At 58.1% G+C, this 22,862-nt stretch carries 27 protein-coding genes; 12 read left to right on the top strand and 15 right to left on the bottom strand.

Going from position 1 to position 22,862, the window contains the following annotated elements:
- Nucleotides 1-23: 23 nt before the first annotated feature.
- Nucleotides 24-962, top strand: a complete 939-nt coding sequence (rluF, locus tag KYE_RS17230; protein WP_008175982.1) for a 23S rRNA pseudouridine(2604) synthase RluF — start codon at nt 24-26, stop codon at nt 960-962.
- Between the two features lie 27 nt (nt 963-989).
- On the opposite strand, the gene KYE_RS17235 is transcribed toward rluF, so the two are convergent.
- The 8 genes from KYE_RS17235 to KYE_RS17270 all read right to left on the bottom strand — a co-directional run bounded on the left by KYE_RS17235 (nt 990) and on the right by KYE_RS17270 (nt 7,191).
- Nucleotides 990-1,334, bottom strand: a complete 345-nt coding sequence (locus KYE_RS17235; protein WP_008175984.1) for a YdbL family protein — start codon at nt 1,332-1,334, stop codon at nt 990-992.
- A gap of 29 nt (nt 1,335-1,363) precedes the next feature.
- The gene (locus tag KYE_RS17240; RefSeq protein ID WP_014576371.1) at nt 1,364-1,546 is read right to left on the bottom strand and encodes a YnbE family lipoprotein; all 183 of its coding nucleotides are present in this window, start codon (nt 1,544-1,546) and stop codon (nt 1,364-1,366) included.
- A gap of 38 nt (nt 1,547-1,584) precedes the next feature.
- Nucleotides 1,585-3,105: a YdbH domain-containing protein gene (locus KYE_RS17245; protein ID WP_227497871.1), complete on the bottom strand. Its 1,521-nt coding sequence runs from the start codon at nt 3,103-3,105 to the stop codon at nt 1,585-1,587.
- A 23-nt stretch (nt 3,106-3,128) separates the two neighbouring features.
- Nucleotides 3,129-4,697: a bifunctional GNAT family N-acetyltransferase/carbon-nitrogen hydrolase family protein gene (locus KYE_RS17250; protein WP_008175992.1), complete on the bottom strand. Its 1,569-nt coding sequence runs from the start codon at nt 4,695-4,697 to the stop codon at nt 3,129-3,131.
- Between the two features lie 72 nt (nt 4,698-4,769).
- Nucleotides 4,770-5,312 (bottom strand): RNA 2',3'-cyclic phosphodiesterase, encoded by a 543-nt coding sequence (gene thpR / locus KYE_RS17255; protein WP_008175993.1) that lies wholly within the window; start codon nt 5,310-5,312, stop codon nt 4,770-4,772.
- Between the two features lie 4 nt (nt 5,313-5,316).
- Nucleotides 5,317-6,075, bottom strand: coding sequence for an SDR family oxidoreductase (locus KYE_RS17260; protein ID WP_008175994.1), 759 nt, complete (start codon nt 6,073-6,075; stop codon nt 5,317-5,319).
- A 30-nt stretch (nt 6,076-6,105) separates the two neighbouring features.
- Nucleotides 6,106-6,798, bottom strand: coding sequence for an SDR family oxidoreductase (locus tag KYE_RS17265; protein ID WP_008175995.1), 693 nt, complete (start codon nt 6,796-6,798; stop codon nt 6,106-6,108).
- A 66-nt stretch (nt 6,799-6,864) separates the two neighbouring features.
- Complete coding sequence (locus KYE_RS17270) at nt 6,865-7,191, bottom strand: DUF2007 domain-containing protein (protein WP_264622635.1); 327 nt, start codon at nt 7,189-7,191, stop codon at nt 6,865-6,867.
- A 106-nt stretch (nt 7,192-7,297) separates the two neighbouring features.
- Between KYE_RS17270 and KYE_RS17275 the strand changes: the two genes are divergently transcribed.
- Nucleotides 7,298-8,368, top strand: a complete 1,071-nt coding sequence (locus tag KYE_RS17275) for an alpha/beta hydrolase (protein WP_008175997.1) — start codon at nt 7,298-7,300, stop codon at nt 8,366-8,368.
- On the opposite strand, the gene arfB is transcribed toward KYE_RS17275, so the two are convergent.
- Complete coding sequence (gene arfB / locus KYE_RS17280) at nt 8,365-8,778, bottom strand: alternative ribosome rescue aminoacyl-tRNA hydrolase ArfB (RefSeq protein WP_008175998.1); 414 nt, start codon at nt 8,776-8,778, stop codon at nt 8,365-8,367. The two genes, KYE_RS17275 and arfB, sit on opposite strands and share 4 nt — an antisense overlap.
- Before the next feature lie 72 nt (nt 8,779-8,850).
- Here arfB and KYE_RS17285 point away from each other — a divergent pair, with 72 nt between their 5' ends.
- The 3 genes from KYE_RS17285 (at nt 8,851) to KYE_RS17295 (ending at nt 10,606) form a co-directional block, all read left to right on the top strand.
- Nucleotides 8,851-9,519: an SOS response-associated peptidase gene (locus KYE_RS17285; RefSeq protein WP_008175999.1), complete on the top strand. Its 669-nt coding sequence runs from the start codon at nt 8,851-8,853 to the stop codon at nt 9,517-9,519.
- Between the two features lie 86 nt (nt 9,520-9,605).
- Nucleotides 9,606-10,175 carry a DJ-1/PfpI family protein gene (locus KYE_RS17290; RefSeq protein WP_008176000.1) on the top strand — a complete coding sequence of 190 codons (570 nt, stop codon included), beginning with the start codon at nt 9,606-9,608 and terminating at the stop codon, nt 10,173-10,175.
- Nucleotides 10,176-10,225: 50 nt separating this feature from the next.
- A complete protein-coding gene (locus tag KYE_RS17295; RefSeq protein WP_008176001.1) occupies nt 10,226-10,606 on the top strand; it encodes a ribbon-helix-helix domain-containing protein in 381 nt (126 codons plus the stop codon).
- A gap of 14 nt (nt 10,607-10,620) precedes the next feature.
- Here the strand turns inward: KYE_RS17295 and KYE_RS17300 are convergent, their stop codons facing one another.
- Nucleotides 10,621-11,649 carry an Acg family FMN-binding oxidoreductase gene (locus tag KYE_RS17300; protein WP_008176002.1) on the bottom strand — a complete coding sequence of 343 codons (1,029 nt, stop codon included), beginning with the start codon at nt 11,647-11,649 and terminating at the stop codon, nt 10,621-10,623.
- A gap of 174 nt (nt 11,650-11,823) precedes the next feature.
- On the opposite strand from KYE_RS17300, the gene KYE_RS17305 reads away from it, so the two are divergent.
- Nucleotides 11,824-12,324 carry a C40 family peptidase gene (locus KYE_RS17305; RefSeq protein WP_008176003.1) on the top strand — a complete coding sequence of 167 codons (501 nt, stop codon included), beginning with the start codon at nt 11,824-11,826 and terminating at the stop codon, nt 12,322-12,324.
- 20 nt (nt 12,325-12,344) lie between these two features.
- Here KYE_RS17305 and KYE_RS17310 read toward each other — a convergent pair whose 3' ends face one another.
- A complete protein-coding gene (locus KYE_RS17310) occupies nt 12,345-12,818 on the bottom strand; it encodes a DUF4442 domain-containing protein (protein WP_008176004.1) in 474 nt (157 codons plus the stop codon).
- 99 nt (nt 12,819-12,917) lie between these two features.
- On the bottom strand, nt 12,918-13,523 hold the full coding sequence (locus KYE_RS17315; RefSeq protein ID WP_008176005.1) for a LysE/ArgO family amino acid transporter: 606 nt from the start codon (nt 13,521-13,523) through the stop codon (nt 12,918-12,920).
- 88 nt (nt 13,524-13,611) lie between these two features.
- On the opposite strand from KYE_RS17315, the gene KYE_RS17320 reads away from it, so the two are divergent.
- Genes KYE_RS17320 through KYE_RS17330 form a run of 3 tightly spaced genes read left to right on the top strand, consistent with a single transcriptional unit; the run spans nt 13,612 to nt 15,325 of the window.
- The gene (locus KYE_RS17320) at nt 13,612-14,493 is read left to right on the top strand and encodes a LysR family transcriptional regulator ArgP (protein WP_008176006.1); all 882 of its coding nucleotides are present in this window, start codon (nt 13,612-13,614) and stop codon (nt 14,491-14,493) included.
- A gap of 21 nt (nt 14,494-14,514) precedes the next feature.
- Nucleotides 14,515-14,868 (top strand): gamma-glutamylcyclotransferase, encoded by a 354-nt coding sequence (locus tag KYE_RS17325; protein ID WP_008176007.1) that lies wholly within the window; start codon nt 14,515-14,517, stop codon nt 14,866-14,868.
- Nucleotides 14,869-14,905: 37 nt separating this feature from the next.
- Nucleotides 14,906-15,325, top strand: coding sequence for a DUF2721 domain-containing protein (locus KYE_RS17330; protein WP_008176008.1), 420 nt, complete (start codon nt 14,906-14,908; stop codon nt 15,323-15,325).
- On the opposite strand, the gene KYE_RS17335 is transcribed toward KYE_RS17330, so the two are convergent.
- Together KYE_RS17335 and KYE_RS17340 are read right to left on the bottom strand one after the other, a co-directional pair.
- The gene (locus KYE_RS17335; RefSeq protein ID WP_008176009.1) at nt 15,316-15,906 is read right to left on the bottom strand and encodes a CPBP family intramembrane glutamic endopeptidase; all 591 of its coding nucleotides are present in this window, start codon (nt 15,904-15,906) and stop codon (nt 15,316-15,318) included. The genes KYE_RS17330 and KYE_RS17335 overlap by 10 nt on opposite strands.
- A 30-nt stretch (nt 15,907-15,936) precedes the next feature.
- Complete coding sequence (locus KYE_RS17340; protein ID WP_227497881.1) at nt 15,937-16,782, bottom strand: crotonase/enoyl-CoA hydratase family protein; 846 nt, start codon at nt 16,780-16,782, stop codon at nt 15,937-15,939.
- 138 nt (nt 16,783-16,920) lie between these two features.
- Here KYE_RS17340 and KYE_RS17345 point away from each other — a divergent pair, with 138 nt between their 5' ends.
- The 3 genes from KYE_RS17345 to KYE_RS17355 all read left to right on the top strand — a co-directional run bounded on the left by KYE_RS17345 (nt 16,921) and on the right by KYE_RS17355 (nt 22,205).
- Nucleotides 16,921-17,892, top strand: a complete 972-nt coding sequence (locus tag KYE_RS17345) for a ribonuclease Z (protein ID WP_008176014.1) — start codon at nt 16,921-16,923, stop codon at nt 17,890-17,892.
- 142 nt (nt 17,893-18,034) lie between these two features.
- Nucleotides 18,035-21,796 (top strand): DUF1631 family protein, encoded by a 3,762-nt coding sequence (locus KYE_RS17350; protein WP_008176017.1) that lies wholly within the window; start codon nt 18,035-18,037, stop codon nt 21,794-21,796.
- Between the two features lie 202 nt (nt 21,797-21,998).
- The gene (locus KYE_RS17355; RefSeq protein WP_008176018.1) at nt 21,999-22,205 is read left to right on the top strand and encodes a cold-shock protein; all 207 of its coding nucleotides are present in this window, start codon (nt 21,999-22,001) and stop codon (nt 22,203-22,205) included.
- Between the two features lie 68 nt (nt 22,206-22,273).
- Here KYE_RS17355 and KYE_RS17360 read toward each other — a convergent pair whose 3' ends face one another.
- Entirely contained in the window at nt 22,274-22,753 is a 480-nt protein-coding gene (locus tag KYE_RS17360; RefSeq protein ID WP_008176020.1) for an Lrp/AsnC family transcriptional regulator, read from the bottom strand.
- Between the last annotated feature and the right edge of the window lie 109 nt (nt 22,754-22,862).

Below are 22,862 nucleotides of genomic sequence, written 5' to 3' on the forward strand. Positions count from 1 at the left end.
TCTCACTGGCAACCGGACACCCGATGACCACTGGCAATTCCACCCGGCTCAACAAATACATCAGCGAAAGCGGCATGTGCTCCCGCCGGGAGGCCGATCGCTATATCGAGCAAGGCAACGTCTACATCAACGGCAAACGAGCAACCGTGGGCGACCAGGTGCTTCCGGGTGACACGGTCAAGGTGAACGGCCAGGTGATCGAGCCACGGGCTGAAGAAGATCTCGTGTTCATTGCACTGAACAAGCCGGTAGGGATTGTCAGCACCACGGACAGCGCGGAGAAACACAATATCCAGCGCTTTGTGGGTCACAGCGAACGCATCTTCCCGATCGGACGTCTGGACAAGGACTCCCAGGGCCTCATCTTTATGACCAGCAACGGCGACCTGGTCAACAAGATACTGCGGGCGGGCAACAACCACGAAAAGGAATACCTGGTTACCGTCGACAAGCCGGTCACCCGGGAATTCGTGGAGGGTATGGCCAATGGTGTGCCGATCCTCGGAACCATGACGAAAAAGTGCAAGGTGTCTCGGGAGTCACGATTTGTCTTCCGGATCACCCTGGTTCAGGGCCTCAATCGCCAGATCCGTCGCATGTGCGAGTATTTTGGCTACGAGGTTACCAAACTGGAACGGATCCGGATCATGAACGTGAGCCTGAAAGGGCTTGCGGTGGGCCAGTGGCGGGACCTGAGCGAGAAAGAGCTGGCCGGGCTGTTCGATGCCATCCGGGATTCGTCTTCCGAAGCCCCGTCCGGCGCTGGCAAGCCAGCAAAAAAGAAGTCCGGAACGAAGGCCAAACCAAAGCCTGATCGCAAGCCTGGCTCTGCATCCGCACCAGGTAAGCCCGGTGGCGCCAGGCGCCCCGGCCCGAAAGGCAAGCCCGCACCTGGCAAAAAGCCGGCATCGGGCAAACGGCCAAAAGGCGGCAAGCCAAGGCAAAAGAGCGTTAAACGGTAAGCGAGGCTCGCACCTGGCCGCGCCGGGCTACTTTTTCACCCACTTACCGCCCATTTGCACATACTGGCCGGACGGAGTCTTCTCAATCGCCTTCTTGCCTGCAACCGTCTCCACCTGGGTTACCGGAATGTTGTGTTTTTCGGCAATGCGCTTGTACTCATCCCGACGGGCGCTGTTAATGGCTTCCACCACTTCCTTCGCCTGCCCTTCGGCGCGCACCACTTCCAGATAACCCGTCGGTGTTTCTCCAACCAGCCCCTGCTGCTTGACCGAGTCCAGTTTCTGTTTGGCTTCATCCAGCCCCATGGCAAGCACGGAGGCGCTGATACCGAACGCCAGAACCAGCGCAAACATCTGTATCAATCGTTTCATCTTCAACCCCTCAAACTTTCCGGACACAGTCAGAACAAGCCCTGTTCGCTGAACAGATCATCCACTTCCTTATCCACTTTCACGTAGATTTCGTGCTGGATTTTCACGTTCAGGTTGACCGTAATCGGCTCCTTTGGCGCCGCCATCTGCACTGTCGGCGTGCAGGCAGCCATCGCCAGAGGAAGCATCAGTATCATCAGTGTTCTTGCCATGGGCGACCTTTCAGGCCACCAGGGCCGCACGGGTTTTATCATGGTGCTTTCTCCTCACCGGATTCCTGCAGCAATTTCCGGACGCGCCTGGTAACAGCTTCATTGACCCTGCCACTCAACTGCAGACTGGTGAGCAGCGCGGGAATGTCTTCCTCAAGATTGACATTGAGTACCACCGGCTGCCCACCCCTCAGGTCCGGATTCTTACCTTCGAGGCGAAGGCCAAGGCTCAACTTACCCTGTTCATCGTAGTCTATCGTGCTGTTGAGGACTGAATAGTGAAAGTTTTGCAACGCCTGGACCACGATGCCCATGGCCTGGTTGCCACCGAGCATCGCCTGGAGCTTGTCCGCCGGCAACTGCAAACGGCCGCCAGGATCTATTGCGGAAATACTGCCTGCACTCACCTGCACCCCGTCGCCACTGATGCCCAGAGGAACTCGCCCTCGAAGCAACCCGCTTCCAGACAGTCCTTCGGCTGGATACACGGCCATCAGACGGCTGAGGGAGACGTCCTCAACCTCCACAGGGATGCGACCAGACCCACCGCCTAAATCGTACCTGGCAGGAGGCACTCTCAGGGTACCTTCGAGGAACCGGGCCCTGGCCTGCTGAACCTCCAGAGTGCCGGCCAGCAGTTCCGTGACCGGCGCGCTGTAATTCCCTGAAAAAAGAACCGAGGTGACGGGAATGCCGGCATTGATCTCGCCAACGGTCATGTCCCTGAAACGGGTCGTAATCCGGGAATTTTCCAGCGATCCCCGCACCTGGCCGGTGAGCCCTGATACCGCGGTCCGGTTAAATACCCCGCCAACATCCTGCAGTTCAACGCTGCCACTGGCTGCAAGTTCACCACCCTGGCCGGTCGAAACCTCCATCGACAACCGGGCATTGCCAGAATCCACTGTCAGCAGATCCGGCCATCCGACCAGGGTTTCTGCCAGGGCCTGAACGCCCTGTTTACCGTCGATAACAGAGTCGATGGCGACGGATACGCCGCCTTCGGGATTGAGCTGGATATCGAGATCAGCCGTAAAGCCGGACTCGGAAGCCAAGGTGCCCTGCACCCTGAGATCTGCCAGGCGGCCCTTTGCCCTTCCCTGAAAGTTCCACGTTTGCGGCAGTAATTGCGGATGTTCGACGCGCGCGGCATCGACCCTGATGTCGCCATCAATGGAAATGCGCTGCGCCCAGGGGCCATTTGCGCCATAGTCCAGGGTTACCGTTGTATTGCTGAGATCCGTGCGCAGGTTGTTGAGCGTCAGCGGCTGGTCTGCACCGACAAACGTGAGATGTTTGGTCAGAACAAGAGACGAAGGAGCAAAATCGATGGTTGCGACATCACCGTTGGCGGTCACAGAAGGCCGGACATCTGCACGGCTGCCTGTTACTTCCCATCCGCCGGACCGTATATCCGGCAATGCCATACCCACCGAGCTCTGTTCAATGGCAAAGGACCAGCCTGCAACCGCCAGGGGCCAGGCCACCAGAGCCATACCACCGGCCCAAAGAAGCCCGCGGCCGATGCGTTCAGGCTTTACAGACCCTCTACTGGGCAAAACGACGCTCCTGTCGGCTCGGTTTACTCACCACGCCAGGTCACGCTGTAAAGATCGTGCCGGCGGTCCTGAAGGTTTTTAACGGTACCACTGTTGCGGGCAGTGATCAGTACTTCCGGGCGCAGATCCGCAAAGGCAACCGTCTCCACGTTGGGCTCGGTGTCAGCGGCGATGCCATCCCGGGCGAAGGGAAAGTCGCAGGGCGTCAGGATGCAGCTCTGGCCATACTGGATTTCCATGTTCGGTACGTTCGGCAGGTTTCCGACGTTGCCGGACATCACCACGTAGACCTGATTCTCCACAGCTCTGGCCTGGCAACAATAGCGAACCCGCAGGTAGCTCTGCCGCTCATCGGTACAGAAAGGCACAAAGATGATATGCACGCCCTGGTCCACCAGGTGGCGGGTCAATTCCGGGAACTCCGCGTCGTAGCAGATCAGCACACCGATGGTGCCGCAGTCCGTCTCGATGGCGCTGACCCGGTTGCCGCCCTGAACGTTCCACCAGAACGCCTCGTTGGGCGTCGGATGAATCTTGGGCTGGCTGAACACCTGACCATCCCTGAGAAACACGTACGCCATGTTCCGGATGGTGCCGTCTTCCTCACGGACTGGCGTTGAGCCGGCGACAACATTGATGTTGTGGCGCAGAGCCAGATCCCGCATCAGTTCACGATAACGCTCTGCGTAATGGGTGACTGCGGCAAAGGTCTCGGCGGGGCTGCCCTTGCGGGCTTCGATGGAAAGCAGCTGCAGGGTGAACAGCTCGGGGAACACCACAAAGTCGCCCTTGTAGGTGGAAACAACATCGACAAAATAGCGGACAATCTCGCTGAATTCGTCGAACGATCCGACCGGGCGTTGCTGGTACTGAACCGTGCCTATGCGCACGGTATCGCGCATGCGTTGACCGTAGCGCTTCCGACGGCCGTTGTTCTCCGACTGGGGTACTTTCGGGTTACGCCAGACCAGATGAATACCATAGCCCATGGAATCGTGGTCGGCATCGAGATAATGCGGAATAATTCCGTGCACTTCGAAGCCCTGATGAAGCTGGAAGGAGAGCACCGGATCCTTCTGTTCCTTGCTTCGAATGGCCTCCACATATTCCTCGACGCTCGTGAACTTCTTCAGCCGCTGGCGCAGGCTCGGCAAACGGCCGGCAAACACCACTCCCTGCAGGTTCAGGGCCTGGCATAACTGCTTGCGCTCGTTGTAGAGCCGCTCCCCAATGCGGTAACCCCGGCATTCCGGATCAACACAGACTTCCATCCCGTACAACCAGTCCCCCTCCGGGTCATGCCGCGAGGCATAACCGTTACCGGTGATGGAGGTCCAGTCGTGGGCAGCGAGTGCGATCTCTTCCGCGATCCGGAACGTGGCGCAGTAGCCGACCACGGTGTCTCCGAGCATGGCAACAAACTGGCCGTCGGGAAAGGTATTGATCTGCCCAGTCAACGGCCCCTTGGTATAGCCGTACATGCCCGTGCCTTCATAAACCCGGCGACTGAGCTGGATGATGCCTGGGATATCTGCAAGCGTGGCATTGCGGACGTACAGACGCTGATCAGGATCGGAAAACGGGGGGCACATAGACACCTCAGGAAAGGCGTTGATTTCCCCTCATCTTTGGTGGGACGACAGGGATTCGTCAAGACAAATCGGCTATCCGGCGTTGCGCAGGGAGAAGCGATCGACCACTGAATACACGGAACCGGCCGGGCCAGGCTTGCTTTCGAAAAGCACAAATTCAGTCACCCGGAACTGGCCGAATCCATGGTCACCATATTCAACCAACAACGGTTCAACAGAACCCGGCTGGCGTTTGAAACGGGCCAGCGTAATGTGCGGGCGAAATGCCCGACGTTCAGCCACAAAGCCCAGACTCTCCAGTCGCCGCCCGAGAGTCTGGTGCAGCGCAGCCACCGGTGCCGCCGGCTGAACACCGGCCCATAGATTCTTCGGCCTTTCGGGCTGGCCGAAACAACCAACGCCGGCAACCTCAAGCGGGAAGGATTCCGAATCTATCTCACGGGCTGAACTGGCTACGGCTTCGAGACCTTCCCCGCTCACCTTCCCCAGAAACAGGAGGGTGATGTGCAATTGCTCAGCACTCTGCCATCTGGCGCCTGTCACCGGTGATCTGACCTTCAACAACCGGGCCTTGATTTCAGCCGGAAGCTCCAGCCCGAAAAAAAGCCGTGGCAACGCTCTATTCCTCGTAGATCATCTTGCGCACCATGCCGCCATCGGCCACAAAATTCTGGCCAGTGATAAACGAGGCCTCAGGCGAAATGAGGTAGGCCGCCAAGGAGGCAATATCCCCAGGTTGCCCTACCCTGCCCGCCGGGTGCTGCAGGTGGTCGTTTTCGGAAAGCGGTTCAACCGGCTCTGCGCCGCCCTGCCAGGCCCGGGTATCGACCCAGCCGGGACTGATGCAGTTCACACGGATATCCGGCCCCAGGCTCACCGCCAGCGCATGAGTAAGTGCCACAATACCGCCTTTGGTAGCGGCGTACGCCTCGGTGTCCGGCTCGGACTGAAGCGCCCTTGTGGAGGCCATGTTAACGATAGCGCCTTTCGTTTTTCGAAGGTGCGGCACCGCATGCTTGGTGACCAGGAACGGCCCGGTCAGGTTCACGTCCAGCCGGCGCTGCCACTGATCCAGGCTCAGTTCCTCAATCGGCCCCGTCTCGGGGTTGGCGATTCCGGCATTATTGATAACGGCGTCCAGACGGCCACTCCAGCGAAGGGCTTCGGTAACGATGCGCTCCACATCGGTTTCCGAAGCCACATCGCCGGGCAGAAAGTGCAGTGCATGATCTGCACCGGCGGCCAACCGCTCACCGACAGCACTGTCGGTGTCACAGAACGCCACCTTCCAGCCAGCAGCGGCCAGGTGAAGCACAATGCCCCGGCCAATGCCTTTGGCGCCGCCGGTCACCAATGCGACGCGATCGGTTTGACTCAAAACAACCTCCGTTACGACCGCCCCTACCGGTTACTCAACCTTGGGCGTGGGCCGGACAAGAATTTCATTTACATCGACATGTGCCGGCTGAGCCACGGCATACATGACCGCATTGGCAATGTCCTCCGGCTTCAACGCATGACCAGGACGTTCATCAAAGAAGGGCGTGTCCACCATGCCCGGTTCGATCAGGGTAACGCGGATACCGGAGCCACGGAGCTCCTCACGAACACCATAGCCAATGGCGGTTACCGCCCACTTGGTCGCACTGTACATGGAACCGGGAATGGTGGCACGGCCTGCCGCAGAGCCGGTTAACAGCAAGTGGCCCTTGCTCTCTTTGAGCGCCGGCATGCAATGCTGGAGGGTCAGGCCCACACCGTAGATATTGGTGAGGATCATATCCTTCCACACGTCCGGGTCAGCGCCGCTGAATCCGCCCGGCTCACCACCGCGGCCGGCGTTGGCAAACACCGCATCAATGCGGCCAAAGGTTTTCAGGGCCTGGTCGACCATGTTTTTCTGGTCATCACCGCTCTGGACGTCGCACTGGACCGTCAACACCGTTTCCTCGCCACCCAGCTCCTGCTGCAGGCCTTTCAGTTTGTCTTCAGATCGCGCGGCCAGAACCAGCCGATAGCCCTGTTTCGCGGCCGCTCGCGCTGTTTCCGCGCCGATGCCTGACGACGCGCCGGTAATCAGCATTACAGGTTGATCTGCCATAAGCTTTTTCTCCTGTTGCTTGGGAAGTGTGGGTAGGGCTACGCCCGGTGACCCCAGACCGATCAGTCAGTAGATCTGCAGCAGGATGAGAGCGACGATGGCCAGGGCCAACAGAAACCAGCGGGCGTAGTGGTCGGGGCGGTCCTCTTGGTCGCTGGCAGCCCGGCTGAGACTGCTGCCGGACGTCTGCTCATACTCGAACACCAGTTGCCGCGCCCGGTAGAGATCCTCATCATCGACATGCACGTTGCTGAAGCCCGCGGCACCAATATCACCCATGGCACCCTGAAGGTAATGACCTCCGACATGGGCCTCAATACCGTTGGCTTCCAACAGACCAGCCACAATGTGGGCTTCGGTTATGTCTCTGGCCCGATAGGCTATTTGCAACACGCGACTCCTTCTGTGACCGTTCCGGGCAGAACCGGGACAAATCTGCGAGTATCATTTGAAGGATAGTTCGACCTGCCCGGTGGGGCCAATAACATACGGATCGACCATGCTCTGGATTATTCTCGCCATCATCGTGTTCATCGTTGCCGCAACCCTGCTTCTGTTCCGGCTTGAGGATCTGTCTCATCTGGACCGGGATGATTACCCGATCAAAGACGCAACACCAAGCGAAGCCAACCGGGAGGTGCTGGGACGCATCCGCGAGCTTGGGCAATCTTCAAAAGGCCTGCGCGGTAAGGCGCGGCTGATGGCGCTCCGAAAACACATGGACGGGCTGAGTGAAGGCATTGAACTGGCCTCGGAGCTGCGCCATTGCGAGTCACCCCGTGGCGAATGGGTTCTCGCCCCGGGATGTGATACCCGCCGCCGCATCCTGTACATTCATGGTGGCGCCTGGGCCGCTGGCAGCCCCAGAAGCCATCGGGCCATTACCGACCGTTTATCGCAGATAACCAGAGCCGCAGTGTTCGCACTGGACTACCGTTTAATGCCGGAGAACCGGTTTATGGACGGTGTCCGGGATTGTCGCGAGGCTTATAAATGGCTGCTGAAACACGGGCCCGACGGTGCCGAGCCGGTAGATTTCATGGTGGTCGCCGGGGATTCTGCCGGGGGCAGTCACACTCTGGGATTGATTGCCTGGATTCGGGACAATGGCCTGCGCCAGGCGGACGCCGCCATCGCTTTCTCACCATCCACCGATCTGACCCTGACCGCGCCGAGCAACCGCAACAACATCGGTACCGATCCACTGCTCGGGCCTGTGTTTGGTGGCCTGTCGAAAATCCCACTGCCGGTCATCTGGTGGGCCACACTGGCGGCATTCCGGGTCTCCCCGACCAGCCCTGTCGCCTCACCATTACGCGGGAATCTGAAGGACCTGCCCCCAACGCTGATACAGGCCAGCGACACCGAGATGCTGCTGGACAACGCCCGGCGTTACGCCGCGCGGGCAGAAGCAGCAGGTTCTCCGGTTACCCTTCATACCTGGCCGGGAATGGTGCACGTATGGCAGATCTTTGTGCCCTTACTTCCGGAAGCGGAGGAGGCTTTCGATGACATCAGGGCTTTCCTGGAGCAACTGGAGTCCCGGGGTAGCGAACAGGCTTCGGCCTAAACCTGGACCTTGCCCCGCAGGGCCTTGGTTTTACCTTTTTTGGTTTTCTTGTCCACACGCTTGCGCTGTGAGGATCGGGTCGGTTTGGTGGGACGTCGGGCCTTGCGGGGTTTGACGGCCTCCTGGATCAGCTCTTTCAGCCGCTCCAGCGCATCTTCCTTGTTCAACTCCAGGGTTCGGAAAGATTGCGCCTTGATGATCAGCACACCTTCTTTGCTGATTCGCTGATCATTGAGCGACATCAGCCGCTCCTTGTAGAACGGTGGCAGAGAGGAGTGGGGAATATCGAAGCGCAGGTGCACCGCGGAGGCGACTTTATTCACGTTCTGGCCGCCGGCACCCTGGGCCCGGATCTGGGTGATTTCGATTTCCCAGTCAGCAAGTTCAACAGCGTTGGATAGTTTCAGCATCTGCTAAGGTTAACAGAATCCAGAACCGTGGGCTTTCAGCACCGGGATTTGTGCGAGGAACAACCAGTTATCATGTGCGGACGATTCACCTTCTATACCCCACCGGACACCCTGATCCTCGAGTTTTTTCCCGAGGGCATGGAGGTGGACGGGCATTTTGACCCCGGCTACAACATCCCTCCCGGCACAGGTATTCCCATGATCCGGATGAGCATGAACGGCAGCCTGATCATGGCTCACTCCCACTGGGGCTTCCGGCCGGCCTGGGCGGATCAGAAAGCGCCGGCTCCGATCAATGCCCGTGCAGAAACAGCAGCCACATCAAAATACTTCCGGGACGCCTTTGCCCATCACCGTTGCCTGATACCGGCCAATGGCTGGTACGAATGGCAACAAACGGAACATGGGAAAGAACCTCACTACATAACGCCAGCGAATTCCGGGAAGTATCCGGCGATTTTCTTCGCCGGCCTCTGGACCCCGAGAGAAGGCGACGAGACCACCGCCTGCGCCATCATCACCGAACCGGCCAGCGAACACCTGAAGCATATCCATGAACGTCAGCCCGTGGTGCTTGATCCGGCCTGCCTGAGGGACTGGCTGAATCCGGAAATCACCGACCGGACACAATTGCGAGCAGTGACCCATCGCCTGGATCCTGAACAGCTGAAAGCCATTCCCGTTTCGCCGGAGGTGAATAATCCGAGGCATAACTCGCCGGACCTGATCCGGGAAGCCTGAGGCCTGTAGTAATCCTCTAATACCCGCTTCTTCACCGACGCTGATACTGTTTCCAGACTTGGCACGACAATCACAAGGAGACAGCCATGAGCGGGAAGAAGATTCTGATGATTACCGGTGACTTCACCGAAGATTACGAAACCATGGTGCCGTTCCAGGCACTGCAGGCCGTCGGGCACACGGTTCACGCTGTCTGCCCCGACAAGAAAGCCGGCGACACGGTTGCCACCGCCATCCATGATTTCGAGGGTGACCAGACCTACACCGAAAAACCGGGGCACCGGTTCGCCCTGAACGCGGATTTTGACGGGCTGGACCCCGCGAACTACGACGCATTGGTGGTGCCCGGCGGTCGCGCTCCTGAGTACCTGCGGCTTAACAAGGATGTACAGAATCTGGTTCGCCATTTTTTCGAGACTGACAAGCCAGTGGCAGCGATTTGCCATGGTGCCCAGTTGTTGGCCGCAGCCGGGGTTCTGGAGGGGCGCAAATGCTCGGCCTATCCTGCCTGCCAGCCGGAGGTGGAACTGGCCGGCGGCACGTTCGCCGGTATCGAGGTTGATCAGGCGGTTACCGATGCTAATCTGGTAACAGCGCCTGCATGGCCCGCTCATCCGGCCTGGCTGGCGCAGTTTTTCAAGCTGCTGGATCAGTAATGCAAACGGGGCCGGCCCACCGGCCCCGCCACGCTCTCAGGGAGGCCCGCATGTGCAAGCTCTTTATCAACGCCGATCCGGAGCTTTGGGTCAGCCGGACCCACTCCCTGCGAATCGATGGCATGGTGACCAGTGTGCGAATGGAAAACGCCTTCTGGCAGGCACTGGCCGATCTGGCCGAACGGGATGGCATGAACCTGCCCCAGATGATCACACGGCTTTACCACGAATCCATTGATGCCGGCCACGACCTCGGTAACTTCACGTCCTTCCTTCGGGTGTGTGCGCTCCGCTATCTGGAGCTCCAGCTGAGCGGCGACGTTCCCCGGGATACCCGGGTTCCGATTGCCTCGCTGGATGCAGACCGCATTCTTGCCAGCAAATCCGGTGAGCCGGCAACACCGGAGGTGGTAACCAAGGCCAGGCACTGATAAGAGGAGGTCAGTCAGCGCTGGCGTCCCTGACCCGCCTGTTTTGCCTTGATATCCCGGGTGTCTGCGGTTTCCACAACCTCCTGAAGATTCCGCCTCGGAGCCGCCGGCAAATCTGTCGCCGGGTAACCCAACCTGAGCAGAATCTGCGGGAAACCCGAACGCCCAAGGAGGTGCTGAAGTTTCGGGCGAAGCACGGCGACCTGAATTGGCTGGTTCAGATAGGAAGCCTGCAGCCCCTGCCCCAGGGACCGGAGCAAAACCCGCTCCAGCGCCTGCCCGGCCTTCAGCCAGTCTTCTACGCCATCCCCGGCCGTTCCCAACGCAGCAATCACGGGTGATTCATCCGCCAGTTGACGGTCCTTGGCGCCAACGCCGTTGCCCATATCAAATGTGCGCACCACCAATTGGGCCACGGGCGCAACCATGCCGGGAACCGTCAAACCGTCTCCCTTGCGGCGGGGATGCATCCAGGCAGCCAACTCCCGTCGCCAACTCGGGTTGGACCATTGGGCAGCGTCGCCCTCCGCCACCAGCTCGGCCACCTGATGACGCGCATGCTCCGATTCCAGAACCTGGAACCATGCTCCTTCGGTCTCCGCCGACTCTTCAAGGATGCCCAGCACCTCGGAAGGCACCTGCTTTGACTCAAACCGCTTGCGATAGGTGCGTCGCCTGGCAATCGCCCGGAACAGTTCCGTTTGACGGCCCTCCTCCCCGGATACCGGTGTGAACGAGACGGTCGCCAGCAGATCCTCGTCGCCCGGGTCCGGCAAAAGCTGGCATTCGGTATTGAATCCTGCATGAGCGGCGGCAATCCGAAGATTAAACAGGGCACACCCGCAGCTGATGGTCAGTTCCCGGTCGTCGGGGTCGTTGACCGGCAATGCCCGTAACCGGTCCGCAAACAGGGAAATCCCGGTTTCGCCGAGTTCAAATCGCCAGGGCTGGGTGTTGTGGCTTGATGGCGCCAATGTTGCGCTCTCGAGGATGGCCGCCAGGGTGTCTCGCGGTATGGGGGTGTTGCGTGTTCCTTCGCTCATTGCAGCTCTCCCGAATGGTCTCGTGACAGACTATTCCTGCGTGAAAGGAAAAGATAGCCGGTGATGCCCGGCGACTTAGTGGAGCCGCATCAACAAAATCTCACGCTCCGTAACCTGACATTCCCGGGCGCGACAATTAAAGTGAAGACAGTGAAAACTTGCACAGGGTCTGAGATGCGTTATTCCTTCAGAAACATCTTATTTCTGGCATTCGTGGCGCTTGCGCTCGGCGGTTGCGCCAGTAGCGGAAAGCTGCAGCCGGGTTCTACGCCTGGACTACAGACCGTTCCTGTCGAGGCATCCAGTTCGGAAAAGGCCCAAAAACTCTGGCAGGTGTTCGAGCGTTACCGGGGCACCCCCTATGAATACGGTGGCACCTCCGGCAATGGCTTCGATTGCTCAGGATTCATTCTTACCGCCTACCAGGAAGGTCTGGGCAAACAATTGCCCAGGACAACGACCCAAATGCTTGCCAGTGGTGACGTGGTTCATCCCGGCGAGATTCGACCGGGCGATGTGGTGTTCTTCCGGATTGGCGGAAAGGAACAACACGCCGGTATCTATATGGGCGGGGACCGCTTTATCCACGCATCAACATCGGCCGGCGTAATCCAGTCCTCGATCAGCGGCTACTACTGGAAAGGCCGCCTGACCGAAGCGAGACGCTTTGACTGAGCCAAGCTGAATAGCCCGCTTCAACGCTTTTTCCGGCGCACATAGAGTACTTTGAGGACGCGCGCGACGAGCTCACCGGATTCATCAACAATATCCACGTCCCACTCTGGCAGCATTTTGTCTCCGTTTGCCGTTGCGGCGCGGATCTCTTCAACACGCTCATCGGTCAATTCAAAGCGTGCCATCACCTTGCCCTTGCCGGGACGGATAAAATCAATACTCGCCGATTTATCCCACACGATGTAGTCATTGCCCAGCCGTCGCATCAGCAGCAGCATGTACATGGGATCAACCATGCTGTAGAGCGAACCGCCAAAGTGCGTGCCCACGTAATTGGTGTTGTACCAGTGCTGGCCCATCTCCACCCGGGCCGAGCTGAAATCCTCAGCAATGTGGGTCACCCGGATTCCAGCACCGATATAGGGAGCAAACGTGGAAAGAACACGGCGCATGGCCCCGGCACTGGCGAGCCAGCGACGTAGAGTGGCGTTCATCAAACATCCTCGATGGTATAAATGACTGCAAATTCAGTAGCACGCTATCTTCCAACCCGACGCGCGCCGATGCAAGAAATTCATACGATCGTTTGAATATTAAAGACCACTCAACGTGAGATGCAGGGCGATAGCGGCCATCATGATTCCAATGACACCATCAATAATCCGCCAGGCCAGCGGCCGGGAGAGAATGGGCGCCAGCGCCGAGCCGCCCCAGGCAAGCAGGCCGAACCAGAGAATCGAGGCACTGCTCGCACCGGCCACAAAGGTGGTCGCGTCCTCTTGCTGGGCTCCGATGGCAGGAATCAACAGCAGCGTATCCAGATAAACCTGAGGGTTGAGCAGAGTGACTGCCAGGGTCGTGAACACCACGGCTTTAAGGCTTCGTTTGGTTACCTCACCCGCTTCAAGAGCCGCTCTGCCGCGGCTGGCGCGAACGAAGGACTGAATCGCCAGCCAGCCAAGGAAGGCCACACCCAGCCACCGGAGAATCTCCAGGGCCTCAGGCATGGCCATCAGGGCAGCACTGATGCCGAACATGCCCAGGGTAAACAGGGTGATATCGGCCACTATGCACAGCCCGGCTGACCACCAATGATGTTCCCGGCGTATTGCCTGGCTCAGCAGGTAGGCGTTCTGCGCACCGATCGCCACGATAATGCCGCCACACACAATCAGACCGGTCAGGTAACTCTCAAGCACGTGAATCTCTCCTTAATGAATGGCGCAAGGTTACCGCTTCCCAGCTATACTTGAAATTCATACTCATAATGCTGCATCAGTTTTACTTATGATTGACTACAAATTGCTGGAAGCCCTGGCGACGGTCATTGAGTGCGGAGGATTCGAACGTGCCGGCCTGGCGCTCGGGCTGAGCCAGTCGGCCATTTCGCAGCGAATTCGCACCCTTGAAATCCGGCTCGGACAACCGGTTCTGGTGCGAAGCCCGGCACTCAAGGCTACACCGGCCGGACAGCGTCTGCTCAACCACGTTCAGCAGGTGCAATTGCTGGAGCGCGACCTGACCAAGTCCATCCCGGCACTCTCGGAACCCACAGCGAGACTGCGCATCGCGCTGAATGCCGACAGCCTCGCCACCTGGTGGGCGGCCGCGGTAGGCAACTTCTGCGCGGAGGAGACCCTGCTGCTGGATCTTGTGGTCGAGGACCAGGACATTGGCCTTCGCAGGATGCGCGAAGGGGATGTGGCTGCCTGCCTGTGCAGCAGCTCCCAGCCTGTTGCCGGTGCCCGCTGCGTGCCCATTGGCACCATGACCTACATGCCACTGGCAACTCCGGACTATGTGCACCGATACTTCGGGAAAGGCCTGAGCGAAACCAGCCTGAAGAATGCCCCGGCCATTGTTTTCGGGCCGAATGACCAGCTGCAACACCGGTTCCTGGCCCAGTGCGGGTATCACGGCACCTTCCCTCACCACCTTTGCCCATCCTCGGAAGGTTTTGTGAAACTGGCGCTGGCCGGCATGGGGTATGGCATGATTCCGGAAATGCAGGCCCGCCCGGAAATATCTGCCGAGCGCCTGGTGAGCATCGCGCCTGAACAAACCCTGGAAGTGCAGCTATACTGGCACTTCTGGCGCCATGGCGGCGGCGTGATGGACCGCCTGACCAACGCCTTGCGGTCTGCGGCCACGTTGAATTCAAACATGTAAACAGGGGGAGCAACGATCAGAATGAAGCACCTTGTGGCGGTTTACGGCACGTTGAAACGTGGCCGGAACAACAGCCATATTCTGCGAGGCGCCCGTTTTGTCGGGACAGACTGGATGCCCGAACTGAGCCTGTATCACCTGGGCCCCTACCCGGGTGCCATAGAGGAACCTTCCCCGGGCGTCCGCGTGGAAGTCTATGCGGTTACCGATACGATGCTGAAAACACTGGACGAACTGGAAGACTTCTTTCCTGAACGCCCGCAAAGCAGCCTGTATATCCGCCAGACCATGGACACTCGCCACGGGTCTGCCTGGGTGTACATTTACAATCGGCCGGTTAAAACGATCCAGCGGCTGCGCTCCGGGAGCTGGTAGACCATAGCCCACACACCTTCACCATAAGGACACCAGATTGGACCTGACAACGCCTGCCCTGCTCTTCCCGGCGATTTCACTGCTGTTGCTGGCCTTCACCAACCGGTTTCTGGTGTTGGCGCAGCTGATCCGCCAACTCAAGCAGATGGACACCGAGGAAGACCACGCCCTGATTGCCCGACAGATCGGAATGCTGCGCAAACGGATTGTGCTGACCAAACGCATGCAGGCGTTCGGCGTACTCAGTTTCTTCCTGTGTACGGTTTCCATGTTCCTGCTTTTCCTGGGTGCCGACCTGCCGGGGGTGATCGCGTTTGGCGCCAGCCTGGTACTGCTGTCTTTCTCGCTGCTGTACTCGCTGTACGAAATCCAGATCTCAACCAATGCCATCAATGTCGAGCTGGCCAGCTTTGAGGCCCGCAAGAGTGCCGGCCGGGAAGATGTCGACTATTCGTGAGGCCTGTTTGCGCCGGAATTCACGACCCGGACACCAAACCAGCGCGGAAACCGGAGCAGACAAAACAGGGCAATCATGTCGTAAAGGGCGTGCCAGACCATGACCAGAGCAAGGCTTTCGGATAACAGGTAGGCCGCCCCCAGGACCATGCCAAGGCCGGTAGCCACCAGAAAATAGGTAAATGAAACGTAGTGCACCAGCCCGAACAACACCGATGCCGCAAGCACGGCCGTTACAGGGTCCGTCTTTGTCATCAGCCAGCCCTGGATTGCGCCTCGGAATAACAGTTCCTCACCGACTCCGGCCAGGAGGGATAGCAGAATGAGTACAGCCGGGGAGTAGCTGGAGGCAAAGTCATACAAACCCTGCATCTGCCGCTCGAGGTTCTCCGGGAACAAGCCGGGCACCCGCGTAAGCAACAGCAAAACGGCGTAGGTAAGAGCGGCTCCAACCGTCCCCAGGAAGATGCTGGGCCACAGGCCTGGCCCAACATGCAGCACCGGAATTCCGAATAGCAGTATCGCCACTAATCCGATAACGCCAATGGCGCCCTGGAATAACAGAGCGGCATTGGAGGACATACCCGAGTTTCGTCGTTTACCCAACGCCATTTACTGGTCGAACAAGGGCTTCACCGGAAACAGCGCATCGTATTTTGGCGCCTGCTTCTGGGCTTTGGCCTGGAACGATTTCATCATGTCCGTCGGGCGGAACATGCCGGCCTGCCAGGTGGCCATATACTTGAGGCTGTCTTCCACACTGTGGTCGCGACTGTAATTGAGCATTTCCTTGCAGCCAGTGACGGCCAGAGGAGAGTTCGCCGCAATCTGGCCGGCAATGGCCATAACGCCTGCCAGCATGGATTCCTGGTCGGCGTAAACGGCGTTCACGAAGCCCAGATTCTGCGCTTCAGTGGCGGAGAATTTTCGGCCGGTGTAGGCCAATTCACGAACCACGCCCTCGGGCATCAGTTTGGGCAGGCGCTGGAGCGTGCCGACGTCGGCGGTCATGCCCAGCTCGGTTTCCTTGATGGTGAAGTAGGCATCTTCCGTGCAATAACGGCTATCGGCGGCACACACCAGATCCAGAGCGCCACCGATACAGCCACCGTGGATGGCTGCCAGCACGGGAAGCCGGATTTTTTCCAGAGAGGTGAGAGTATCCTGCAACTGCAGCACAACCCTGCGAAGGTTTTCCGCCATGCGCCCGGGGTCACCGTTCATGGGCACGGCTTTGGGATCGCTGAATACACCCAGATCCATGCCCGCAGAGAAGTGTTTGCCGGTGGAGGAAATGACGATAACGCGGGCATCGGTGTTGGCCTCAATATCCTGCATGCACCGGGGCAACTCGAGCCAGAACGCCTTGTTCATGGTGTTCAGGGCCTCCGGACGACTGAACTGAAGGTGGGCGATGTGGTCTTTAACCTCAATCGAAAAACTCTCGTAACTGGACAACTCAGACAAGACAGCACTCCTTACATAAATGTCGCTAACCGGCTCACTAGCGGTCGCCCCGGCTAATGTATCGTCAATTCTGCTACCTTCGTATTATGGCGGACAGAGACACGACACGTTAACCCGAAAAGGCCTGGTATGGAATTCACCTTCCTCGGCACGTCAGCCGGAACGCCGACAAAATCGCGCAACGTAACCGGTCTGGCGCTGAGCCACGGCGGACCAAAACACTGGTACCTGATTGACTGCGGTGAAGGCACCCAGCACCAGTTGCTGAGAACCCATCATTCCGTGATGCAGCTGCAGGCAATATTTATCACCCACATCCATGGCGACCATACGTTCGGGCTGCCGGGACTGCTGACCAGCGCCTCCATGCTCGGCCGCACTGCTCCTTTGTACCTGGTTGCGCCAAGACCGGTAAAAACCTTCATAGAGGCCGCCATCGGTAATAGTGACTCCAGCCTGAGTTATGAATTGAGATTTGTCGATTCCGAAGCAGAGAACTTCCACTGGGAAGACGACTCCCTGTCGGTAACTGCAGTCCCCCTGTCCCATCGTGTCTCCTGCAGGGCCTTTGTGTTCACGGAAAAGAATCTGGAACGCCAGCTGGTCCGGGACAGGCTCGAAGCGGATGGTATTGAGGCCGGTCCCGCCTGGGGCCGCCTGCAACAGGGCGACGACGTGGTACTGGAAGATGGGCGCCTCGCCCGTTGTGATGATTACACCCGAATTGCCAGAAAACCTCGCAAGGTTATCGTCGCCGGCGACAACGACCAGCCCGACCTGCTTCTGGCAGCGTGCACGGGTGTTCAGGTGGTCATCCACGAAGCGACCTACACCCAGGAAGTCTCCGACCGGGTCGGACCCTGGCCGCAACACAGCTCCGCTGCCCAGGTAGCCCGCTTCGCCGAGGCCGCAGGCGTTCCCAATCTCGTCCTCACCCACTTCAGTTCCCGTTACCAGTTCAATCCGGATGCTTATCCGCACATTGGTGAGATCGAATCCGAAGCCAAAGGCATTTATCGGGGCAACCTGTATCTGGCCAGGGATTTCGCACGCTATACCCTGGGCAAAGATCTGATATTTAACGCCACTGAGCATCTATAATGCAGTCGTGGATTCAGGCTCGTGCATGACTTCAGATGTGTCGCTTTTGTACATTCACTTTGCGTTTGTTCAAGTTCCAATTAAACTGCAATCACGATAAATTGAACAAAGATTCATTTCTCACTGCTCAGGAAGGCGGTCAATGACCCGGCTCAACGCAAAACACTCCAGACTCAGCAAGGATGCGGTTGTCGTCGCGCCCGGCCTCATTCCCTGTGGCTGTGTCATTGACAGCGTGTCTCTGGGTAAAGAAGGGCTGCGCCTCACCCTGAAGCACTTTTCGTCGCCCGCGGTACTCGACCAACTGTCATCGTCTGCCGCTGCACAGACCGATCTTCATGTTTTCCTCGATAATGACCGTGAAAAACAGCATATCCATTACCGAGGCACGGTTCAGGTTGGCCGCAGTAGCGGCATTTCGCTGGACATAGCGGGGAACACTGAGGAACTCAGCAACGACATTGAGTGTTTGTTACAGCACACTGGAACGAATCGGCTCGAAGCCGCGACTCCGGATCCTTCACTGAAACAGCTCTACCACCAGCATTGCCGTCGGCTTCTGGAACAGTTGCTTCCGGAATTTATGGAAGGCACCTTCGAGGGCATTGAAGCCGACCTGGAAGAAGCTGCAGAGCTGCGTGAAATTACCCGGCTCAAGGACATGCGCTTCATTTTCCAGAGTCGCCAGCAACGAATGCTCCAGGATTTCCAGGCCCAGTTCCAGGCCAATCAGGCAACCCTTGAGCCCGCCGCCGAGTCCCGGGCCGGCAACAAGGAGTTGCACCTGCTGCAACAGCACGAGTTCGAGGACTGGCTGGACCTGCAGGCCATCGCCACCCGCGTAAACAAAGCAAATACCGGGGCCAACTTCCTGCTCAACCAGTTTCTCAACCAGATTTTCCGACAGGACGTCAACGATGACAACAATCCTCTGACGCCCCGGGCCCTGTGCGTCTGCCTGCAGTATATGGTCGATCATCTGGGCATTGCGCGGGAGCACCGCCTGACCATCTACCGCGCCTGGGAAAATGCTCTGGTCCGGGTCTGGCCCGCGGCCATCCGGTCCCTGATCAATGACTGCCGACGAGCTGGCCTTGAGGCCATAGATATCACCGAGCTACCCGCAAACTGGTCACTCCGCGACCGGGAGCACGCAACGGACGACTCGGGTTCAGCAACGACAGCCACAGAAGACTCATCCGAAGAAACTCCGGAAACCAATCACGCCAGGCACGAGGCGTCCGGGTCGCCTTCGGTCGGTCGTTCCCTTTTTCAATTGATGGCACTGGAGTCAAACCCCTCGTCTGAAGTTTCAGACTGGGAGGAGCCCAATCCAAGGCTTTCGGAAAACCTCCGCTCCCGGCGCCGGGAACTGCTGGACCGGTTGCACGGCGACGAGCCCGATATGGCGGGACTGCTTCGGGAACTGGCCAACTCGGACTCCGACCTGGCCAGCTCACTGGATCACACGGCCGTTGAGAAGGCCAATCTGGTGGACCGACTGTTCGAGCCTCTGAAAACCCACGATGAACTCTCGGGCTCGCTTCGCCACCAACTGCAAAAGCTTCGACTACCCGTATTCGAAACGCTGGTTGAAACACCGGATTTTCTGAATGCCGGCGACCACCCGGCCCGGGATATCATCAATAACCTGATGCACATCTGTCTTGCCGAGAGAGCCTCAAGCAAGAAGCTGGAAGCAACGGTTGCCGATATCGTCGAGGAGCTGACAGAGATCGAGGTATCGGATCCGGACCTGATGGGAAGCCTGGGTGAACGCCTGAAACAGCTTGTCGAGCGTCAGGACCAATCGTTTCTCCGCAACTCGGAACGGCTGGCAAAAACCCTGGAGGGCAAGGAGCGCCTGCGCCTTACCCGCAAGGAGGCAAGGCAGAGGCTGAACTCGCTCTTGAGCAACAGACAGGTTCCGAAGATTCTGATCCGCATTCTTCAGGCGGGCTGGGAGCAGTTGATCGTCCTGACCATGCTGAGAGAAGGTCCGGAAAGCCGGCATTGTGAGGAACTGCTTGATGTGGTTGCACAGCTCCAGGCCTGGCTTTCGCCTGCCGACACCTCCGAAGAGCTGGCATTTGAACGGGAGCTGGAGAGCAGCGTCATGCTGCAGTTCATCGAGCGAGAGCTGAAAACCGCCGGGGAAGTCTCACGCGTAAGGCCGGTTATTGACGAGTTATCCGGAATTCTCGAGGGCAACGGGGAAGCAGAAACCACATGGGTTGATGAGTACGGTGACGCCGATGAAGCGCCGGTCCCGCTGCCACCGGAGCTTGAAGACAGTCGTTGGGCCTCAAGGGCAAAGGAGATTTCCGTAGGCGACTGGGTTGAGGTTCGTCTGGATACCGGCGAGACCCGCCGGTTGCGGCTGGTGTGGGGCAGCGAGGATTCACTCAGGTTTGTTTTTCTTTCGCCCAAAGGCATGAGCGAAGTCAGTTACGGGTTTCCCGAGTTTGTGCAGAAACTCGCTGAAGGCGAAGCCTGGCTGGTTGAGAGCGGAGACATCCCATTCCTCGACCAAAGCCTGTTCAGCATCGTTGAAGATGTTTACCGGAAGCTCAATTTTCAGGCAACCCACGATGCCCTGACGGGGTGTATGCACCGCCATGACTTCGAGAAACAGGTTTCTCAGCTGATCAGCATCCTGCCGTCATCTGCTGAAGACCATGCCGCCGCCCTGATGGTTCTGGATATAGACGAGTTCAGTGTCATCAACGCCTCCTATGGCGCGGAAGCCGGCGACGCCCTGTTGAGGCATGTCGCCGACACACTCCGTAAGCAGAGCGAATCCCGATTCGCGGAGTCCCACGTTGGCCGGATCAGCGGCAATGAGTTTGCGGTGCTCATCAATAACATCAGTACAGAAGACTGCCTGGATTTTGCAGAGTCCCTGCGGCGCAACTTCGAGCAACATGTGTTCCGGCACGGGCAGGCGGAATATCGGGCAACCGTCAGCATCAGTATCCGGCCGGTAACCGGGGCGGGACAGTCACCTGGCGACCTTCTCAATCTTGCGAGCCTCTCGCTTAAAGCAGCCAAGAAGCTGGGCGGGAACCGGATTGAACTGGCCAGGGAGAACCGGGACCAGTCCCGGCTCGGCACCCCCCAATGGGTCACCGAAATAGACCGGACCATCCGTGATGGCAGCCTCTACCTTCGGGCCCAGCCAATCGTTGCCCTTGAACCGGAAGACGGCGAAGGCACGATGTATGAACTCTTGCTCGGCCTGAAAGACAGTTCTGGCAAGGAGATCTCGCCCCAGGGCTATATCGAGGCAGCCGAACAGTTCAAACGCAGCACACGGGTTGATTTGTGGGTCATTTCCGAGGTGCTGGCGTGGATGCGCGATAATCCCTCGGCGCTCGCCAGGATTGCCACTCTGAACGTTAACCTGTCAGGCTCTTCGTTGAGCGATGACAGCTTCATGCTCGGCCTGGAATCCAATCTCAGGGCGAATCCGGAGCTGGCCCACAAGCTCTGCTTTGAAGTAACCGAGACCTCTGCCGTCGCAAACCTCCATTTTGCCTCGGATTTCATGCGCGAGATGAAGCGGCTGAACTGCCGGTTCGCACTGGATGATTTCGGCACCGGCCTGTCTTCCTATGCGTACCTCCAGAAACTGCCAGTGGACTTCGTGAAAATTGACGGCATATTTGTAAAGGACATGGCGACCAACCTCACGAACTACGCCATGGTGAGGTCGATCAACGAGCTCTGTCATTTTCTGGATCTTCAGACCATCGCCGAATACGTGGAAGACATGGAAATCATGGACACCCTGAAAGAGATCCAGGTGGACTACGCCCAGGGCTTCGCCATTGCCAGGCCGCGCAGGCTGGACAGCCTTGGAACCGCGAATTCCACTCCCCCGGTTTATGCCTACAAGAAATAGCTTTGCTTTTCCCCGTGGCAGGAGTACAGTGGGCCTCGTTGGAAAGATTTAGCAAAGCATTTCATCAATAAGACCGCTCAGCTGTAATAAGTAGCACGTCCTGTTTTTGATCACGCCAGTTTTTTGTTTCCGCATACCGCCGATCAGCCATCAATAAGATGACGTGACGGCACATTAAATGATTGAAATCAGGAAGAATACTATGTCTACAGTTACCGGCAACGTTAAGTTTTTCAACGAAGCAAAAGGTTTTGGCTTTATCACTCGCGAAAGCGGCCCGGACGTTTTTGTTCACTATAGCGCTATTCAGGGCGGCGGTTTCAAGACTCTGGCTGAAGGCCAGCAGGTCGAGTTCACCGTTACCCAGGGCCAGAAAGGTCCTCAGGCGGAAAACGTTGTCGCTCTGTAAATAACAGACGACACGTTCAGAAAAAGGCAGCTTCGGCTGCCTTTTTTCGTTGTTGCTCCTTGCCGAAACTACAGAATACCTTCCACCGGGATCGTCTCGGTATTTTTTATCTCCCGCAACGCAAAGTTCGAATTCACCTGGGCAATGCCCTGCAGGGTAAAGATTTTTTCATTCAGGAACCTGTCGTAGCTGGCCATATCCGGCACGATTACCCTGAGCACGAAATCGGCATTACCGGTCACCGCAAAGCACTGAAGCACCTCCGGATAACTGCTCACCTGCTGCTCAATCTCCGCCGTGCTGTCGACGTTGTGCCGCTGCAGTGACAGATTGACGAGCACGCACAGCCCCTGACCAATGCGTTCCGGATCCACTCTTGCGCTGTATCCCTGAATCACACCGCTTTCCTCAAGTGTGCGCACCCGGCGCCAGCAAGCAGCCGGTGACAAACCCACCTGTTCGGCCAGTAACTGGTTACTGATGCGCCCATCCTGCTGCAGCACCGATAGGATTTTCCGATCCAGCTTGTCCAGCTCCACCTGTTTCATTTGGTAACACCTGATTTTTATCAAAGGTTCTTTCTCTTTATTGTCTTTTATCAAACATTCTTTCGCAAATCCTGAAAACCTCCTTCCAATAAGCAAGCACCTTTTGAGG

Origin of the sequence: Marinobacter manganoxydans MnI7-9 (assembly GCF_000235625.1) — a bacterium.
In the GTDB taxonomy this organism is placed as follows: Bacteria; Pseudomonadota; Gammaproteobacteria; order Pseudomonadales; family Oleiphilaceae; genus Marinobacter; species Marinobacter manganoxydans.

Excerpts from the sequence above, each read along its gene's own strand:
- KYE_RS17240 (WP_014576371.1), bottom strand. The coding sequence starts at position 1,546 with ATGGCAAGAACACTGATGATACTGATGCTTCCTCTGGCGATGGCTGCC.
- KYE_RS17285 (WP_008175999.1), top strand. The coding sequence starts at position 8,851 with ATGTGCGGACGATTCACCTTCTATACCCCACCGGACACCCTGATCCTC.
- rluF (WP_008175982.1), top strand. The coding sequence starts at position 24 with ATGACCACTGGCAATTCCACCCGGCTCAACAAATACATCAGCGAAAGC.
- KYE_RS17335 (WP_008176009.1), bottom strand. The coding sequence starts at position 15,906 with ATGTCCTCCAATGCCGCTCTGTTATTCCAGGGCGCCATTGGCGTTATC.
- KYE_RS17320 (WP_008176006.1), top strand. The coding sequence starts at position 13,612 with ATGATTGACTACAAATTGCTGGAAGCCCTGGCGACGGTCATTGAGTGC.
- KYE_RS17325 (WP_008176007.1), top strand. The coding sequence starts at position 14,515 with ATGAAGCACCTTGTGGCGGTTTACGGCACGTTGAAACGTGGCCGGAAC.
- arfB (WP_008175998.1), bottom strand. The coding sequence starts at position 8,778 with ATGCTGAAACTATCCAACGCTGTTGAACTTGCTGACTGGGAAATCGAA.
- KYE_RS17250 (WP_008175992.1), bottom strand. The coding sequence starts at position 4,697 with ATGTGCCCCCCGTTTTCCGATCCTGATCAGCGTCTGTACGTCCGCAAT.
- KYE_RS17295 (WP_008176001.1), top strand. The coding sequence starts at position 10,226 with ATGTGCAAGCTCTTTATCAACGCCGATCCGGAGCTTTGGGTCAGCCGG.
- KYE_RS17350 (WP_008176017.1), top strand. The coding sequence starts at position 18,035 with ATGACCCGGCTCAACGCAAAACACTCCAGACTCAGCAAGGATGCGGTT.
- KYE_RS17305 (WP_008176003.1), top strand. The coding sequence starts at position 11,824 with ATGCGTTATTCCTTCAGAAACATCTTATTTCTGGCATTCGTGGCGCTT.
- KYE_RS17310 (WP_008176004.1), bottom strand. The coding sequence starts at position 12,818 with ATGAACGCCACTCTACGTCGCTGGCTCGCCAGTGCCGGGGCCATGCGC.
- KYE_RS17265 (WP_008175995.1), bottom strand. The coding sequence starts at position 6,798 with ATGGCAGATCAACCTGTAATGCTGATTACCGGCGCGTCGTCAGGCATC.
- KYE_RS17355 (WP_008176018.1), top strand. The coding sequence starts at position 21,999 with ATGTCTACAGTTACCGGCAACGTTAAGTTTTTCAACGAAGCAAAAGGT.
- KYE_RS17275 (WP_008175997.1), top strand. The coding sequence starts at position 7,298 with ATGCTCTGGATTATTCTCGCCATCATCGTGTTCATCGTTGCCGCAACC.
- KYE_RS17290 (WP_008176000.1), top strand. The coding sequence starts at position 9,606 with ATGAGCGGGAAGAAGATTCTGATGATTACCGGTGACTTCACCGAAGAT.
- KYE_RS17300 (WP_008176002.1), bottom strand. The coding sequence starts at position 11,649 with ATGAGCGAAGGAACACGCAACACCCCCATACCGCGAGACACCCTGGCG.
- KYE_RS17360 (WP_008176020.1), bottom strand. The coding sequence starts at position 22,753 with ATGAAACAGGTGGAGCTGGACAAGCTGGATCGGAAAATCCTATCGGTG.
- KYE_RS17235 (WP_008175984.1), bottom strand. The coding sequence starts at position 1,334 with ATGAAACGATTGATACAGATGTTTGCGCTGGTTCTGGCGTTCGGTATC.
- KYE_RS17345 (WP_008176014.1), top strand. The coding sequence starts at position 16,921 with ATGGAATTCACCTTCCTCGGCACGTCAGCCGGAACGCCGACAAAATCG.